This window comes from Nitratidesulfovibrio sp. HK-II, from assembly GCF_003402415.2.
Taxonomy (GTDB): Bacteria; Desulfobacterota; Desulfovibrionia; order Desulfovibrionales; family Desulfovibrionaceae; genus Cupidesulfovibrio.
Map to the genome: position 1 here is coordinate 3,021,279 of NZ_AP036014.1, position 15,873 is coordinate 3,037,151.

The 15,873-nt window shown below is 68.2% G+C and carries 15 protein-coding genes; 7 read left to right on the forward strand and 8 right to left on the reverse strand.

The window, feature by feature from the left end; genetic code table 11:
• Window positions 1-31: 31 nt before the first annotated feature.
• Window positions 32-2,110 (forward strand): diguanylate cyclase, encoded by a 2,079-nt coding sequence (locus RVX_RS12620; protein WP_116306193.1) that lies wholly within the window; start codon window positions 32-34, stop codon window positions 2,108-2,110.
• A 132-nt stretch (window positions 2,111-2,242) separates the two neighbouring features.
• Here RVX_RS12620 and tgt read toward each other — a convergent pair whose 3' ends face one another.
• Window positions 2,243-3,403, reverse strand: coding sequence for a tRNA guanosine(34) transglycosylase Tgt (gene tgt, locus RVX_RS12625; RefSeq protein ID WP_116306610.1), 1,161 nt, complete (start codon window positions 3,401-3,403; stop codon window positions 2,243-2,245).
• A 285-nt stretch (window positions 3,404-3,688) separates the two neighbouring features.
• Window positions 3,689-4,870 (reverse strand): formate-dependent phosphoribosylglycinamide formyltransferase, encoded by a 1,182-nt coding sequence (gene purT, locus RVX_RS12630; protein WP_116306195.1) that lies wholly within the window; start codon window positions 4,868-4,870, stop codon window positions 3,689-3,691.
• A gap of 398 nt (window positions 4,871-5,268) precedes the next feature.
• Between purT and RVX_RS12635 the strand changes: the two genes are divergently transcribed.
• Complete coding sequence (locus tag RVX_RS12635; protein ID WP_116306197.1) at window positions 5,269-5,673, forward strand: response regulator; 405 nt, start codon at window positions 5,269-5,271, stop codon at window positions 5,671-5,673.
• Between the two features lie 224 nt (window positions 5,674-5,897).
• Here the strand turns inward: RVX_RS12635 and RVX_RS12640 are convergent, their stop codons facing one another.
• The 6 genes from RVX_RS12640 to RVX_RS12665 all read right to left on the reverse strand — a co-directional run bounded on the left by RVX_RS12640 (window position 5,898) and on the right by RVX_RS12665 (window position 11,980).
• On the reverse strand, window positions 5,898-6,614 hold the full coding sequence (locus tag RVX_RS12640) for an ABC transporter ATP-binding protein (protein ID WP_116306199.1): 717 nt from the start codon (window positions 6,612-6,614) through the stop codon (window positions 5,898-5,900).
• 142 nt (window positions 6,615-6,756) lie between these two features.
• Entirely contained in the window at window positions 6,757-7,524 is a 768-nt protein-coding gene (locus tag RVX_RS12645) for an ABC transporter ATP-binding protein (RefSeq protein ID WP_116306201.1), read from the reverse strand.
• The gene (locus RVX_RS12650) at window positions 7,521-8,516 is read right to left on the reverse strand and encodes a branched-chain amino acid ABC transporter permease (RefSeq protein WP_116306203.1); all 996 of its coding nucleotides are present in this window, start codon (window positions 8,514-8,516) and stop codon (window positions 7,521-7,523) included. Before RVX_RS12650 ends, RVX_RS12645 begins: the two co-directional genes overlap by 4 nt.
• Entirely contained in the window at window positions 8,513-9,418 is a 906-nt protein-coding gene (locus RVX_RS12655) for a branched-chain amino acid ABC transporter permease (protein WP_116306205.1), read from the reverse strand. Before RVX_RS12655 ends, RVX_RS12650 begins: the two co-directional genes overlap by 4 nt.
• A 242-nt stretch (window positions 9,419-9,660) precedes the next feature.
• A complete protein-coding gene (locus RVX_RS12660) occupies window positions 9,661-10,788 on the reverse strand; it encodes a branched-chain amino acid ABC transporter substrate-binding protein (RefSeq protein ID WP_043609823.1) in 1,128 nt (375 codons plus the stop codon).
• 595 nt (window positions 10,789-11,383) lie between these two features.
• A complete protein-coding gene (locus RVX_RS12665) occupies window positions 11,384-11,980 on the reverse strand; it encodes a hypothetical protein (RefSeq protein WP_116306207.1) in 597 nt (198 codons plus the stop codon).
• 470 nt (window positions 11,981-12,450) lie between these two features.
• Here RVX_RS12665 and RVX_RS12670 point away from each other — a divergent pair, with 470 nt between their 5' ends.
• The 5 genes from RVX_RS12670 to RVX_RS12690 all read left to right on the forward strand — a co-directional run bounded on the left by RVX_RS12670 (window position 12,451) and on the right by RVX_RS12690 (window position 15,866).
• Window positions 12,451-13,971 (forward strand): sigma-54-dependent transcriptional regulator, encoded by a 1,521-nt coding sequence (locus tag RVX_RS12670; RefSeq protein ID WP_116306209.1) that lies wholly within the window; start codon window positions 12,451-12,453, stop codon window positions 13,969-13,971.
• 480 nt (window positions 13,972-14,451) lie between these two features.
• A complete protein-coding gene (locus RVX_RS12675; protein ID WP_116306212.1) occupies window positions 14,452-14,628 on the forward strand; it encodes a Flp family type IVb pilin in 177 nt (58 codons plus the stop codon).
• 52 nt (window positions 14,629-14,680) lie between these two features.
• The gene (locus RVX_RS12680; RefSeq protein ID WP_007526891.1) at window positions 14,681-14,857 is read left to right on the forward strand and encodes a Flp family type IVb pilin; all 177 of its coding nucleotides are present in this window, start codon (window positions 14,681-14,683) and stop codon (window positions 14,855-14,857) included.
• 42 nt (window positions 14,858-14,899) lie between these two features.
• Window positions 14,900-15,076 (forward strand): Flp family type IVb pilin, encoded by a 177-nt coding sequence (locus tag RVX_RS12685; RefSeq protein ID WP_172596574.1) that lies wholly within the window; start codon window positions 14,900-14,902, stop codon window positions 15,074-15,076.
• Window positions 15,077-15,275: 199 nt separating this feature from the next.
• The gene (locus RVX_RS12690; RefSeq protein WP_116306214.1) at window positions 15,276-15,866 is read left to right on the forward strand and encodes a prepilin peptidase; all 591 of its coding nucleotides are present in this window, start codon (window positions 15,276-15,278) and stop codon (window positions 15,864-15,866) included.
• Window positions 15,867-15,873 lie beyond the last annotated feature (7 nt).

A 15,873-nucleotide genomic window follows, 5' to 3' on the forward strand; every position in this document is an offset into this window, starting at 1 on the left:
ACCCCTGGCCGGGCCGGGCGCGAGGACCGCCATGCGGGTCTTCCCCTTACGGCAACGCCTGTTGCTGCTTCTCGCCATCCTTTCGTCCCTGACGCTGGTCGCGCTGGGGACGTTCTCCTACGTGCGCGCCAAAAACGTCATCCTGCGCGGGGCCGAATCCGCCCTGGCCCTGCAGGCCGACACCCTGGCCAACGCCATCGTCAGCCAGTACGCGGGCGAGTATTCACGCGCCGTGGCCAGCCTGCGCCAGGACCCGCGCATGCTGGCCTGCCTGACGGGCCAGCCCTACGACCGCGAAGGGCTCATGGCCAGTTGGGCCAGCTTCCTGCGACTGCGGCCGGAGGCCTACTTCGTCTATTTCGCCGACCTTTCCGGACGCGTCCACGCCATCCAGCCCCCCCGCGAACTGCCGCCCGACTTCGACGCGCGCACCCGGCCGTGGTTTCGCCGGGCCATGGAACACCCCGGCGTGGTCGGCTGGTCCGACCCGTACACCGAATTCATCACCGGCAGGACCGTGGTCAGCACCGTGGCCACCGTGGACGACCCGGTCGGCGGCAAGCCACGGGGGGTGCTGGGCCTGGACATCACCACCGACGGGTTGCGGACCATCCTTTCCGGCGTGGCCCTGCCGAAAGGCAGCGGCATGCTGGTGCTCACCGCCGACGGGCGCACCGTGACCGCCACGGGGCTGGGGGCCGCACTGGCGGAGCGCGAGGACGTCACCCCCCTGCGCCGCTTGGCCAAGGGCACCTATGCCGCGCACGGCACCAACGGCACCATCGGCGAAAATGCCGCCAACGGCGACACCTACCTCGACGTGGACGGCGAACCGGTGCTGGTTTCCGTGCGGGCCGTGCCCGGCCCCGGCTGGCGGCTGGTGCTGCTGGTGCCGCAGGAAGAACTGCTGCACGCCGTGGCCCCCATCCGCTATGGCACCATTCTCGCCATCGGCGGTATGCTCACGCTGTTCGCCGTGCTGTTCGTCACGGCCACCGTGGGGGCCTCGGGCCGGGTGGGGCTGCTGGCCGACTACATGCGCAGCGTGGCCCAGGGCGACTTCACGGTGCGCAACCTGTTCCCCGGCCACGACGAATTCGGCGCGCTGAACCGCCACCTGAACGAGCTTGTCCTGGCCCGACGCGATGCGGAGGCCGCCCTGCGCGACGCGGAACGCCAGCACCGCGAACTGGTGGAAAACGCGCCCATCGGCATCTTTCGCACCGCGTGGGACGGCTCCATTTTGGTGATGAACCAGCACGGCGCGGCCCTGCTGGGCTTTCGCGACGTGCCCCACGCCCGCGCCGTGCTCGACGACTCCGTGATCCCCCTGTACGTCGAACCCGTGGACCGCCAGGCCATGCTGGACGACCTTGCCGCCGGAGAGGTGGTGCCCGGCCAGCGGCTGCGCTGGTACCGGCGCGGGGGTGAGGCCATCTGGGTCTCGCTGTACGCCCGGCGCACCGGCACGCCCGAAGCGCCCGAGGTGGAAGGCTTCTTCCTGGACGTGACCGGGCAGGTGGAGGACACCCGCCGCCTGGAGCAACTGGCCACCACCGACGAACTGACCGGGGTGTCCAACCGCCGCCACTTCATGGCCCGGCTGGAGGACGAGGCAACCCGCGCCCTGCGCTACGGCCGCCCGCTGTCGGTGCTGCTGCTGGACGCCGACCACTTCAAGGCCGTCAACGACACCTGGGGGCACGAGGCGGGCGACATGGTGCTGCGCCACATCACCGACGTCATGGGCCTGTCCCTGCGCGAAAACGACCTCATCGGCCGGTTGGGCGGCGAGGAATTCGGCGTGCTGCTGCCGGAAACGGCGCTGGACCGCGCCCTGCGCACGGCCGAACGCATCCGCGCCGCCGTGGAGGACGCCCCGGTGGCCGTGCGCGACGTGTGGGTGGGCTGCACCGTCAGCATCGGCGCGTCGGAATACAAGGGCGCGCACGATTCGCTGGACGACCTGATGCGCCGCGCCGACCAGATGCTGATGCGCGCCAAGGAAAGCGGCCGCAACCGGGTGTGCGCCCCGCAGGCCACGCCCACCTGCGCGGACGATTCCCCGGCGCAGCCGCACCGCGCAGCGGCATCGCCTGAAGACGCCTAGCCCCTCTCCCGGCAATCTTTCCATCCCCGTACAGGTTGCAAAAGGGCCGCCACGCGCATGCGTGACGGCCCCTTGTTTTCGTCGCGGCAAACGGGCGTGCCCGTGGCAGGCGCGCCGCCGCTGCATCCGTTGCTACGCCACCACTTCCTCGGGGTAGATGGCCTCGAACCCGGCCTTGTACGCGGCAAAGCGTCCCTCGGCGATGGCCGCGCGCGCGCCGCGCACCACGTCCAGGAAGTACGTCAGGTTGTGGACCGAGTTCAGGCGGAAGGCCAGCAACTCCTTGGCCACGTACAGGTGGCGCAGGTAGGCGCGCGAAAAGGTGCGGCAGGCGTAGCAGGTGCACGCCGGGTCCAGCGGTCCGTCGTCCTCGGCGAATTCCTTGCGCTTGATGTTGATCTTGCCGAGCGAGGTGTACAGCGTGCCGTTGCGCGCGTTGCGGGTGGGCAGCACGCAGTCGAACATGTCCACCCCGGCGGCGATGCCGTTGATGATGTCCAGCGGGGTGCCCACGCCCATCAGGTAGCGCGGCTTGTCGGCGGGCAGCAGGGGCGCGCTGTGGTACAGGATGTCCATCATCTCCGGCTTGGATTCGCCCACGGACAGCCCGCCCAGCGCGAAGCCGTCAAAGTCGATCTGCGTCAGCTCACCGATGGAGCGTTCGCGCAGGTCCTTGAAGAACCCGCCCTGGGTAATGCCGAACAGCAGGTTGCCCGCCGTGCCCTTGGGGTAGGCGTCGCGGCAGCGCTGCGCCCAGCGGGTGGTGAGGGCCAGCGACTTTTCGGTGTAGGGCTTGTCCGCGCCGTAGGGCACGCACTCGTCCAGCACCATCATGATGTCGGAATTCAGGTTGCGCTGGATGGACACCACCTTCTCGGGCGTGAACAGGTGCTTGGACCCGTCGAGGTGCGAACGGAACTCCACCCCCTGCTCGGTGATCTTGCGCAGGGCCGACAGGCTGAACACCTGAAAGCCGCCGCTGTCGGTCAGGATGGGCTTTTTCCAGGCATTGAACCCGTGCAGGCCGCCGCGCCGGGCCACCAGTTCGTCGCCGGGGCGCAGGTACAGGTGGTAGGTGTTGCCGAGGATGATCTCGGCCCCGATGGCGTCCAGGTCGTCGGGGGCCACGGCCTTCACGCTGCCCACGGTACCCACGGGCATGAAGATGGGCGTGCGCACCGGGCCGTGCGCGGTGTGCAGCACGCCGGTGCGGGCCGCGCCGTCGGTGGCGTGGATGCGGAAGGTGCCGGGGGCTTCGGCGGGAATGGGGGCCGGGGCTTCGGCCGGGGCCATGGCGGTGGAAATTTCGGTCTGGTTCGGCATGGCGCGCACCATAGCGGCGCGATGCACGTTTGAAAAGGGGGCGGCGCGCACAAGTTCCGGGGCAGCGCGCGGCAGGCCCGCTCCACCAGAAGCGGCCCTCACCCCCGCCAGCTTCGCCTGTCCCGCCTTGCGCTCTCTCCGCCCTCCCCCGGCCCGCAGTTGCGTCTCGCCCCGCCCCACGCCAACGCACAACGCCCGCACCGGTCCCCCGGCGCGGGCGCATGCGATGCGTCAGGATGCGGCTTGCGCCAGCGGCTACAGTTCCACCTGCACGGCGGCGGCGGCGCGGCGTGCCTTTGCGCGGGCGTCCTCTATGTTTGCGCCAAGGGCCAGGGCCACGCCCATGCGGCGCTTGCCGTGCACCTCGGGCTTGCCGAACAGGCACAGTCCGGTGTCCGGCTCGGCCAGGGCGGCCTCGATGCCGTGGTAGCTGGGCAACGTGCTGTCGCCCTCGGCCAGCACCACGCACGAGGCGGCGGGGCCGTTCTGGCGCAGCGCGGGCACGGGCAGCCCCAGAATAGCCCGGGCGTGCAGGGCGAATTCGCTGAGGTTCTGGGAAATCAGCGTCACCAGCCCGGTGTCGTGCGGGCGGGGCGAAACTTCGCTGAAGTAGACCTTGTCGCCCTTGATGAACAATTCCACGCCAAAGATGCCCCACCCGCCAAGGGCCTCGGTGACGGCCCCGGCCATGCGCCGGGACTCGTCCAGGGCACCCTGGCTCATGGGCTGCGGCTGCCACGATTCGCGGTAGTCGCCCTCCTTCTGCAGATGTCCGATGGGGTCGCAGAAGGTGGTGCCGCCCGCGTGGCGCACGGTGAGCTGGGTGATTTCGTAGTCGAAGTCCACGAAGCCTTCCACGATGACCTTGCCGCCGCCCGCGCGGCCGCCGGTCTGGGCGTAGTCCCAGGCCTTCATGACGTCGGCCTCGGTGCGCACGGTGCTCTGCCCCTTGCCGGACGAACTCATCACCGGCTTGACCACGCAGGGCAGGCCCACGGCGGCCACGGCCTCGCGGTATTCCGCCTCGGTTTCGGCGAAGCGGTAGGGCGAGGTGGGCAGGCCCAGTTCCTCCGCCGCCAGGCGGCGGATGCCTTCGCGGTCCATGGTCAGGCGGGCGGCGCGGGCCGTGGGCACCACGCGGAAGCCCTCCTGCTCCAGTTCCAGCAGGGTTTCCGTGGCGATGGCCTCGATCTCGGGCACGATGCAGTGGGGGCGCTCCGCCTCGATGATGCGGCGCAGGGCCGCGCCGTCCAGCATGGACACCACGTGGCTGCGATGGGCCACCTGCATGGCGGGGGCGTTGGGGTAGCGGTCCACGGCAATCACCTCGACGCCGAGGCGCATGGCCTCGATGGCCACTTCGCGGCCCAGTTCGCCGGAGCCGAGCAGCAGGATGCGGGTTGCGGAAGGGGTGTTGGGGGTGCCGATGGTGACCATGTGCTGCTCCTGCGCCGCGTGGGCATGCTGTGAAAGGAAGGGGGGTTCGTCCGACCGCACGGATGTGCCATGCCGCCCCCTTCCGTGCAATAGGGGCAATAGGGGCAAAAGGGGCAACAGAAGCAATAGAGGCAGGAAGGCCGTGGTGGCGTGTCAGACATGCAAAGGGACGGCACGCGCCGGGCACGCGAAAGGGGGCGGCACGCGCCGGAAAAAGCCACCCCCCGCACCATTCCCGCAACTGCGGCGTCACGGCACCCCACCTTGCGAGTGCGGGCGTTCATGCGCTATGCGAAACACATATCGGGCGGACCAACGCCACTGCAACCGCCGCCCGCAGCGCACGTCCGGCATCCCTTTAGCCGGGCCGGGCCACGGCCCGCTTTCCGGAGTTCTGGATGACCACCCCCACCGCCGCTCCCCTTCCGTCCGCAACGGTGCTCATCGTCGATGACGCCGCCCCCAACCGCGCCCTGCTGCTGCTTCTGCTGCGCGACACGCCGCTGCGCTGCATGGAGGCCGATTCCGGCCACGCGGCGCTGCGCATCTTTCGCGAACACCCCGTGGACCTCGTGCTGATGGACGTGGTGATGCCGGACATGGACGGCACGGACACGGTGCGCGCCATGCGCGAGGAAGAACGCCTGCTGGGCCGCCCCCCGGTGCCCATCGTGGCCCTGACCGCCCACGACCGCCACGAGGACCTGCGCCGCTGTACCGAAGCGGGCTGCAACGGGCTGCTCACCAAGCCCATCTCCCGTCAGGACCTCATGAGCACCATTGCCGCCCATCTGGCGGGGTGAACAGTTCCTGTCCACCCCGCCCAAAGTAAAGGCGCCCCGTTCCCGGAGCGCCTTTTGTCTTTCCAACCTTGCATGGCACCAAGCGGCACGCTGCGAGGATTTCGTTCTCTGGCAAGGAAGATGAGCTTTTTTACGAAGGGAGCGTACTCTTGCCGTACGTGACCGGAGTAAAAAGCGAAATCTGACGCAGCCAGAGGGCGAAAGACCGCAGCGTGGCAATGCCCCTAATGGCCGGAGCCGCCAAGATACGCATCCTGCACCTCCGGATTCGCCAGCAGGTTCGCCGCCGAATCCTCCATGACCACCCGGCCCACCTCCAGCACGTAGCCGCGCGTGGCCAGCTTCAGCGCGGCGCGGGCGTTCTGCTCCACCAGCACCACGGTCATGCCGGTCTTGTTGATGGCCCGCACGGTCTCGAAGATGGACTTCACCAGGATGGGCGCGAGGCCCAGCGAGGGCTCGTCCAGCAGCAGCACCTTGGGGTTGCCCATGAGCGCGCGGCCAATGGCCAGCATCTGCTGCTCGCCGCCGGACAGGGTGCCCGCAAGCTGGTCCTTGCGCTCGTGCAGGCGGGGGAACAGCTCGAAGATCCATTCCCGCGTCCTGGCGATGCGGGCCTTGTCGTTGCTGGTGAACGCGCCAAGGTTCAGGTTCTCCAGCACGGTCAGGGTGCCGAACACCCGCCGCCCCTCGGGCGACTGGGTGATGCCCTCGCGCACCACGGCGTGGCTGGGCATCTCGTGCAGGGCCTTGCCCTTGAAATAGATGCCGCCCTGGCTGGGCTGCACCAGCCCGCTGATGGACATCAGCGTGGTGGTCTTGCCCGCGCCGTTGGCGCCAAGAATGGTCACGATCTCGCCTTCGTCCACATGCACGTTGATGCCGTGCAGGGCCTCGACGTTGCCGTACTTCACATGCAGGTCGCGCAATTCCAGAAACATCGTCTCTCCCGGTACCCGTTAAAGCCAAGGCCCGCAGGGGGGGCATGTTCCGGCAATACAGTTGTCGATCATCCGCCGGAAGCGGCTGTAACCGCCGTTTCCGGACTGGTGGCCGTGCCGCCCACGCAACATGGAGTCCGGACTAATCATCTGTATCAACACCAAGATACGCCTCGATGACGCGCGGATCGTCCTTGATGGCCGCCGGCGCGCCCTCGGCCAGCAGCGCCCCGTATTCCAGCACCACCAGTTTTTCGCACACCTTCATGACCAGGCTCATGTCATGCTCGATGAGCAGCACGGTGATGCCCCGGTCGCGGATGGCGCGGATGGTGTCGATGAGCGCCGCGGTCTCCTGGTCGTTCATGCCTCCGGCAGGTTCGTCCAGAATGATGAAGCGCGGGTCGGTGGCCAGGGCGCGGGCGATCTCCAGCAGCCGCTGGTTGCCGTACGACAGGTTCTTGGCCAGGTTGGCGTGCTCGTCGGCCAGGCCCACGAAATCCAGTTCGCGCGCCGCCCGGGTAAGCGCGTGCCGTTCCTCGGCCTTCTGGGCCGGGGTGCGCAGCATGGCGGCCAGCATGCCCGACTGCATGCGACAGTGGCAGCCCGCCAGCACGTTCTCGATGACCGACATGTTCTGGAACAGCCGGATGGTCTGGAACGTGCGCGCGATGCCCATCTGCACGATGGAATGCGTGGGCAGCCCCTTGATGGTGCGGCCGTCGAAGAAGATGTCGCCGGAATCGGGCTTGTAGTTGCCGGTGATCAGGTTGAACACCGTGGTCTTGCCCGCCCCGTTGGGACCGATGAGCCCGACGATGGACCCTTCGGCCACGTCGAACGACACGCTGTTCACGGCCACCAGGCCGCCAAAGGTCTTGGTCAGGTTGCGCAGCGCAAGCAGGCTCATGCCTCACCCCCCGCCTGGGCGGCGGCCGCGCCGCCGTCCCTGCCGGTCACGCAGCGGATGCGCTCCGGCAACTTGTAGAAGCGCGGCATGGGCGGCAGCATGCCCTGTGGCCGGAAGATCATCATCACCACCATGGCCAGGCCAAAGGCCAGCATGCGGGCGCTGGCGAATTCGCGGAAAAACTCCGGCAGCCCGATGAGCAGAAACGCCCCCAGCAGCACGCCACGGTTGGAACCGCCCCCCAGAATGACGATGGCGAAAAGCACCACCGATTCCCAGAACGAGAACGATTCCGGCGAGATGATGGTCATCTTCGCGGCGTAGATGGTGCCGGTCATGCCCGCCCAGAACGCACCCAGCACGAAGGCCCACAGCTTGTACGAGGCGGTGTTCACCCCGCTGCCCTCGGCGGCGGTGTCGTCTTCCTTGATGTAGTTGAGGGCGCGGCCGAAGCGCGAATTCTCCAGCCTGCGGAACAGCAGGATGGAGCACGCCACGTAGGCCCACACCAGATAGTAGAAATGGATGGGTTTGGCGATCTTGAACCCGAACACCGTCGGCCGCGAGATGCCGAAGATGCCGTTGGCCCCGCCGGTGAGCCCGAACACGTTGTTGATCAGCGCGATGCGCACGATCTCGACGATGCCGATGGTCACGATGAGCAGATAGTCGCCGCGCAAGTGGATGATGGGCCGCGCCACCAACATGGCGAACAGCGCGGCGGCCAACCCGGCGAAGGGCATGGCCCACAGCACGGGCACGCCCCACATGGTGTTGGCGATGGCCGTCACGTAGGCCCCCACGGCGTAGAACGCCGCGTGGCCCATGTGGAACAGGCCCGCCTGGCCCAGGATGATGTTCAGCGAAAGCGCCAGCACGGAATACAGCCCGATGCTGACGAACACGTCGGTCCAGTAGGGGTCCAGCAGCAGGGGCAGCACCGCCACCACCACCGCGAGGCCCGCATAGCTCGTGGTGCGCGACACCGTCATATCTTGTCGGCCACCCTTTCGCCGAGCAGGCCCGTGGGCCGGATGATCAGGATGAGGATGAGCACCAGGAACGCGATGGCGTCCTTCCACGCGATGGAGATGTAGGCCGCGCCCAGCGCCTCGATGACGCCCAGCAAAAGGCCGCCCACCATGGCCCCCGGAATGTTGCCGATGCCGCCAAGGATGGCGGCGGTAAAGGCCTTCAGCCCGTAGACCCAGCCCATGGTGAAGTCCACCTGGCCGTAGTACAGCCCCACCATCACCCCGGCCACGCCGCCAAGGGCCGGGCCGATCATGAACACCAGCGAGATCACCCGGTTCACGTCGATGCCCATGAGCTTGGCCGCGCCCTGGTCAATGGCCGTGGCCCGGATGGCCGCGCCGATGCGGGTACGCTGGGTGAACCAGTACAGCGCCAGCATCAGCGCCAGCGAGGCGGCGATCATCATGATGCGCACCAGCGGCACGTCTATGCCCATGATGGACAGCACGTAGCTGGGCCGGATGTCGTTGGGGTAGACCTGGAACTTGGCCCCGAAAATGAGCATGACCGCATTCTGGAAGAAAATGGAGGCCCCCAGCGCGGAAACCACGGCGGACAGGCGGCTGGAAGAGCGCAGGGGGCGGTAGGCCACGCGTTCGAGCAAAAACCCGATCAGCGCCACCAGCCCCATGACCATGACCAGCACCAGCACCACGCCGCCCGGCCCGGATACCCAGCCCGCGAGGCCGAAGGCGGTGAACAGCGTGAAGCCGAGATAGGCCCCGATGGTGAACAGGTCGCCATGCGCGAAATTTATGAGTTTGAGCACACCATAGACCATGGTGTAGCCCAAGGCGATGAGCGCGTAGATGCCCCCCACCGCAAGACCGTTGGTCAACTGCTGAAAGAATTCTTCCATAGACGTTCCTGTGCTGCTTCCCCCGCTGGCTCGCGGCCCGGGCGGATGGCCCGGCGGCGCGCGGCGCGAAACGCGGACCCCGGTAAGGGTCCGCCTGCGGATGGGGCGGCTGCGCCCCGGTACGGCCTTGCGGCCCGTGGTTTCATCGTCCGCCCGCCGGCCCATGCCCACCATGCTGCGGAGGGACGGCGGTCGGTGAAACGGGGCGGGCGGCAGCGCCCGCCCCGTCGTGCATGCGGTGCCTACGGCTGCAGAATGAATTCGCCGTTGGCGTTCACTTCGTACACCCGGTACAGGTCGCCCACGCGGTCGCCCTTCTCGTTGAAGGAAATCTGACCGGTGAAGCCGGGGTAGTTCTTCAGCTTGGTCTTCAGGTAGTCGGCGATGGCGGCCGAATCGGCCTTGCCGGTGGACTTCACGGCCTCGACGATGACGTTGAACGCGTCACCGGCCAGCACCGACCACACGGAGCCGGGCACGCCGTTGTACTTGGCCTTGTAGGCGGTCAGCATCGACTTGGCCGCCGGGGCGTCCAGGTCCTGCGGTCCGGGAGGGCTGAGGAAGAAGTAGCCCTTGGCCGCTTCCTTGCCGGAAATCTTCACCAGGTCGGCATGGTTGGCGGCGTCGCCGCCCATCATGGGCACGTTCCACTTCATTTCCATCTTCTGGCGCAGCAGCATGCCCACTTCGGGGTAGTAGCCGGTGCAGAAGATGATGTCGGGGTTCGCGGCCTTCAGCTTGGTGAGGATGGCGGTGTAGTCGCGCTCGCCCGGGGTGAGGGCGTCGTAGAACACGATCTTGGTCCCGGCCTTGTCCAGCAGCGCCTTGGTCTCGTCGGCCAGGCCCTTGGCGTAGGACGAGTTGTCGTGCAGCAGCGCCACGGCCTTGTAGCCTTTGGCCTTGATCAGCTTGGCGGCGACCATGCCCTGCTCGTCGTCGCGCGGGGCGGTGCGCAGGAAGCGCTTCAGGCCCTTTTCGGTCAGGCGCACGGCGGTGGAGCCGGTGGCGATCTGCACCACGCCCGCTTCGTCATAGATGCTCTGGGAGGCTTCGGTGACCGCCGAACCGTAGGTGCCGATGGCGGCGATGACGCCCGAGGTGGTCAGCTTCTGCGCGGCCAGGGCGGCGGTGCGCGGGTCGCCGCCGTCGTCCTCGACGACCAACTCGACCTTGTTGCCGTTGATGCCGCCGGCCTTGTTCAGTTCATCTGCGAGCAGGGTGACGATGTTGCGCATGTCCTGCCCTTCGCTGGCCCACTTGCCGGTCAGGGGGCACATGAGGCCGATCTTCACCGGCGCCGCAAAGGCCGTGGCGGCCATGAGCAGCGAAGCGGCAAGTGCGAGCGTCAGCGCCTTGATCACGTGTTTCATGTCGAAACCTCCCGGGAACCCGCGGATTCCTCGCTAGACTGTTTCCCCGATACCTTTTCCTCGCCTCTTCGCATGGTGCGACACGGCGGACGACTGTCCCGCCGTGGTACCGTCCCTGTGGATGGACATGTTTTGTCGACGATATTGTCAACCCGAGCGGACGGCCCGCGTCGGATGCGGGCCGCTAAACGACATTTTGCGGAAAAAGCCGAAGAAAAGCAATCCCTCTGACACGATAACTGTGCGTCATGCCAATCATCGGGGCGGAAGAACGGGGCGCGGTGGCCCGGCCGGGGCACGCCCGGCGCATGGAAGACGGGGGCGGGAGACATGCCGGATGCAGGCACAGAGGCATGACGCGCGGTGCGAGACAAACGGTCGGCGGAAGGTGGGCGGACAGTCCGGGGCTTGTCAGTGGTCGGCCATAGGTGCGGATGGCCAAGCGAGGGCGCTGGCCGCGTGCGGTCGGCGCATGACGACGCCGCAGGCGATTACCCGAAAACAACGCCGCAGGCGTCCAGCGCATGACGACGCCGCAGGCGTCCAGCGCATGACGACGCCGCAGGCGTCTAGCGCATGACGACGCCGCAGGCGTCTAGCGCATGGCGACGGAACAGGCGTCCGGGGTCTCCCGTCCGGGGGTGTAGACCAGTTCGGGGCGCTTCAGCAGCACGCCCCCGCAGCCGGGGCGCTTCCAGGTGGCCAGCCAGCGGGCCACGCGGGTGTCCGTCTTCATGGCCGGGGTATGTTCGTGCGGTACCGGGCGCACGTGGGGTACCCTGCGTTCCAACTGGCAGAACAGGTCGGCCAGCAGGTTCACCTGCCGCCACACCGGCAGGTCCGGGTGGATCAGGTCGCAGATACGGTAATGGGCGGAACCGTCCTGGCCGCGCAGCAGCGTGCCGTCCATGGACACGGGGATGGCGGCGGATGGGCTCCCCGTCAGGGCCACTCCCACGGCGTCGCGCAGCTGGGCCAGTTCCCCGGCCAGCGCGTCCAGATCCGCCACGGCCGAGCCCGCCTCGTCCACGAATTCGCCCGTGCCGCCGTCCCACAACAGGCGCGGGCCAAGGTAGCGCATGCAGTGGAACAGCCCGCCAAGACTGCCGCCGCAATGCTCGCGAAAGGCCTGCACGTCCGTGCCGACGATCATGGGGCGAAGGGCGCTGCGCGCCATGCGGCCAAGCTGCATGCAAAACTCCTGTGCGGCTGTGGTTGGGTCCGGCGGACGGCCGGTTGACCAGGGTTCAGCGGACGTTTGGCGCACGTCCGGCCGGCAGTGGCCCGGTGACGGACGGCGTGTCGGCAGATCCGCCAGCGGGCCGGGCTGCGGCCGTCCGGGCCGGCCCGGGCCGGGCCTCTCACCTACCCCACCGTCCCGAGGCGCGGCAACCCCTTGCGCCGCGCCCGAACGGAAATCCCCGCGCGCGGGTTGCCGGACGCCGCATGGACCGCGCAAGCCGCCATCCGACCGCCGCAAGGCGGATGCCCTGACAGGCGTGCAAATCTAACCGTTTGCCCTCCCCGGCGGTCCGTTGTACGCTTGCTCGGTCCGCGCGACGTCCGGCCTCGCCGCCGTGCCGCCGCGCAGGGACGCGCACCTGCCCACCCACGGGGCGCGCGCCCCGCCCCATCCACCGGCATCCGGGCGAACGGCAACGCATGAGCGGCCACATCCTGCTGATAGAAGACGACACCGCCTTCCAGTCCATGCTGCGCGAGGCGCTGGAGGAACGCGGCCACCGCGTCACCGTGGTCGGGCGCGCCGAGGACGGCATTGCCCTGCTGCGCGGCGGCGGGTTCGACCTGGTGCTGTCCGACGTCATGCTGCCCGGCATGTCCGGCGTGGAGGCCATTCCCCACCTGCTGGCCGCCGCACCCGGCACCGACATCATCGTCATGACCGCCTTCTCCACGCGCGAACTGGCGCTGGAGGCCGTGAAGCTGGGCGCCTACGACGTGTTCGCCAAGCCCTTCAGCCTGAAGGAAATGGACATCGTCATCCGCCGGGCCATGGAAAAGCGCCGCCTGCAGGCCGAAATCGCCGCCCTGCGCGATTCGCTGCGCCGCGACGGCCCGGCCAGCCGCATCATCGGCGAAAGCCGGGCCATCATGGAGGTGAAGGCGCTCATCGAAAAGGTGGCCCCGCTGGACACCACCGTGCTGATCATGGGCGAATCGGGCACCGGCAAGGAACTGGCGTCGGACACCATCCGGGCGCTCTCGCCCCGCGCGGCCGCCCCGTTCATCAAGGTGAACTGCGCCGCCATTCCCGAACACCTTTTTGAAAACGAACTGTTCGGCCACGAGAAGGGCGCGTTCACCGGCGCGGCATCCGCCCAGCCCGGCAAGTTCGAACTGGCCCAGGGCGGCACCCTGCTGCTGGACGAAATAGGCGACATGCCCCTGGCCATCCAGCCCAAGCTGCTGCGGGTGGTGGAGCAGAAGCAGGTTGAGCGCCTGGGCGGCCGCAGGCCCGTTTCGCTGGACGTGCGGCTCATCGCCGCCACCAACCAGAACCTGGCCGACAGGGTGCGCGAAAAGGCCTTCCGCGAAGACCTGTACTACCGCCTGGGCGTGGCCGTGGTGCATCTGCCCCCCCTGCGCAACCGCAAGGAGGACATCCCCCTGCTGGCCCAGCACGTGGTGCGGCGGCTGCAGGGCACCCTGGGCCTGCCGGTGCACGGGCTGACCCCGGCGGCCGTGGCCGCCCTGTGCGCCTACGACTGGCCGGGCAACGTGCGCCAGTTGGCCAACGTCATCGAGCGCGCCGCCATCGCCGCCGAAGGCCCCATCGACGCCCCCGACGTGGACCGCGCCCTGGGCCGCGCGCCCGGCGTGTATCTGGAGGCGGCCACGGGCGCTGCCCCCCCACCCAGCGCCGACGCGGACGTCCCGCCCCTGCCTCCCGCAGCGGCTTCCACGCACACTGAAGACACAACGCCCGTCTGTGCGCCGCCGCCCCATACTTTCGCGGGGGCGGCCCTTTCCGGCCCCATCGACCTGCGCGAAACCATGCGCATGGTCGAGCGCAACCTGCTGCTGGATGCCCTGCGCCGCGCCGAAGGCCGCCAGACAGAGGCCGCCGTGCTGCTGGGCCTGACCCCCAAGAACCTGTGGGCCAAGTTGCAGAAGCACGGCATCAAGCCGCGCAACGAGCTGCCCCTGATCCACGAATCCTAGATTCCACCCGCCGCGCCTTCCGCAGGCCGTCCAGACCCGGCCACCGCCATTCGCACGCCATCCCCCCGCCACCATTCCCCGCATGCCGACGCCCCCCCCGTTCCGCCCCGTGTTGCGCGCCCTTCGTCACGCCCGCGCACCCTCATGTCCTGCCCACTCCACAATTCCTAGATTCGCATCCATCCCGGCCCCGCCGTTACGATTCCCGCCCCTGCCCGTCCTTCCGCGCGGCTTCGCCGCATCCCCCACTCTATGATTCGTGGATTCCTGCCCCCGTCCCTGGTCCCGCCGCATCCCCGCCCAGCCCGGCTACACCCGTTCTAACAGCCCGTTCAGGGGCATGTTAAAAAATATTCCGCACTGTTTCAGAATGTTAACGCGTATTACGTTTTGCATGACGCAGCTTGGCACGCGGGTTGCTGAATGGGAAGCAACAACGGCCCCCCGGCCAACCAACAGCCCCCACGCAGGAGAGACACCATGTTTGAACGCATCGCCACCCTGATCCATGACGAAGAAGGCGCCACTGCCCTGGAATACGGCCTCATCGCCGCCCTCATCGCCGCCGTCATCGTCGCCGCCGTCACCGCCCTCGGCACCAAGGTCAGCGCAACTTTCTCGTACATCGACTCCAAGATGCCCACCCCCGGCTCGTAGCCCACGGCGCGACCGCAGCAAACATCAACGAACGAATCACAGGAGAACAGCCATGTCGAAGATCATCGCCCGCCTGATCAATGATGAAGAAGGCGCCACCGCCCTGGAATACGGCCTCATCGCCGCCCTCATCGCCGCCGTCATCGTCGCCGCCGTCACCGCCCTCGGCACCAAGGTGAGCTCCACCTTCTCGTACATCGATTCCAAGATGCCCACCCCCGGCTCGTAGCCCCCGTTTATAATCGCGCAAATTCCCGAAAGGAGTAAGATCATGCTGAAGTCCATCACCGCCCTCGTCCGTGAAGAAGAAGGCGCCACCGCCCTGGAATACGGCCTCATCGCAGCCCTCATCGCCGCCGTCATCGTTGCCGCCGTCACCGCCCTCGGCACCAAGGTGAGCTCCACCTTCTCGTACATCGACTCCAAGATGCCCACCCCCGGCTCGTAGCACCCCGCGACGGCGAATCGGCTCCCCGCCACCGCTGCACTCGGAGGGGCCGGGGCGAACCCCCGGCCCCTTCGCCATCGAAAGCGCGGACCTTGCGATGGAGAACCCGCCCGAAACGGCAACGCCGCCAGGGCCGTCCGCCCGGAAACGACGACACCCCGTTTCCCCGGCCACCCCAGGTTACAAGAGGAGAGCATCCATGAACCCCATCCTTGCAGCCCCCCTCGCCGCCGTACTGCTGGTGGCCGTGGCCACCGACCTGCGCGCCATGCGCATTCCCAACTGGCTCACCTTTCCCGCCATGCTGGCGGGCGTGGTGTGCAACGCGGCGCTGGGCGCGCACGCGGGCGGCCTTTCCGGCGCCTGGGACGGCCTGCTCTTCTCCCTGTCCGGCTTCGGCCTGGGCCTTGGCCTGATGCTCATCCCCTTCCTGCTGCGCGTCATGGGCGCGGGCGACGTGAAGCTGCTGGCGGCCGCCGGAGCCTTCCTGGGCGCCGAGACCGTGTTCCGCGCCTTCATCTGGACCAGCCTCGCGGGCGGCGTGTACGCCCTCGGCGTGCTGGCCTTCCACCTGCCGCAGCTGCGCGCCGTGCTGCGCTCGCTGCGCGTCTCGGTGGAACTGCTGGCCGTCACCGGCCGCTTCGACTACGTGCCCGCCACCGCCAATGCCCGTCTGCCCCGGCTGTGCTACGGCGTGGCCATCGCGCTGGGCACCGGCCTCGCCACCGCGCAGGCCGCCTTCCCCACGGCCATGGCTTCGCTGCTGCCCGCCTGGGCCGCCATCCTGTAGGGGGGTG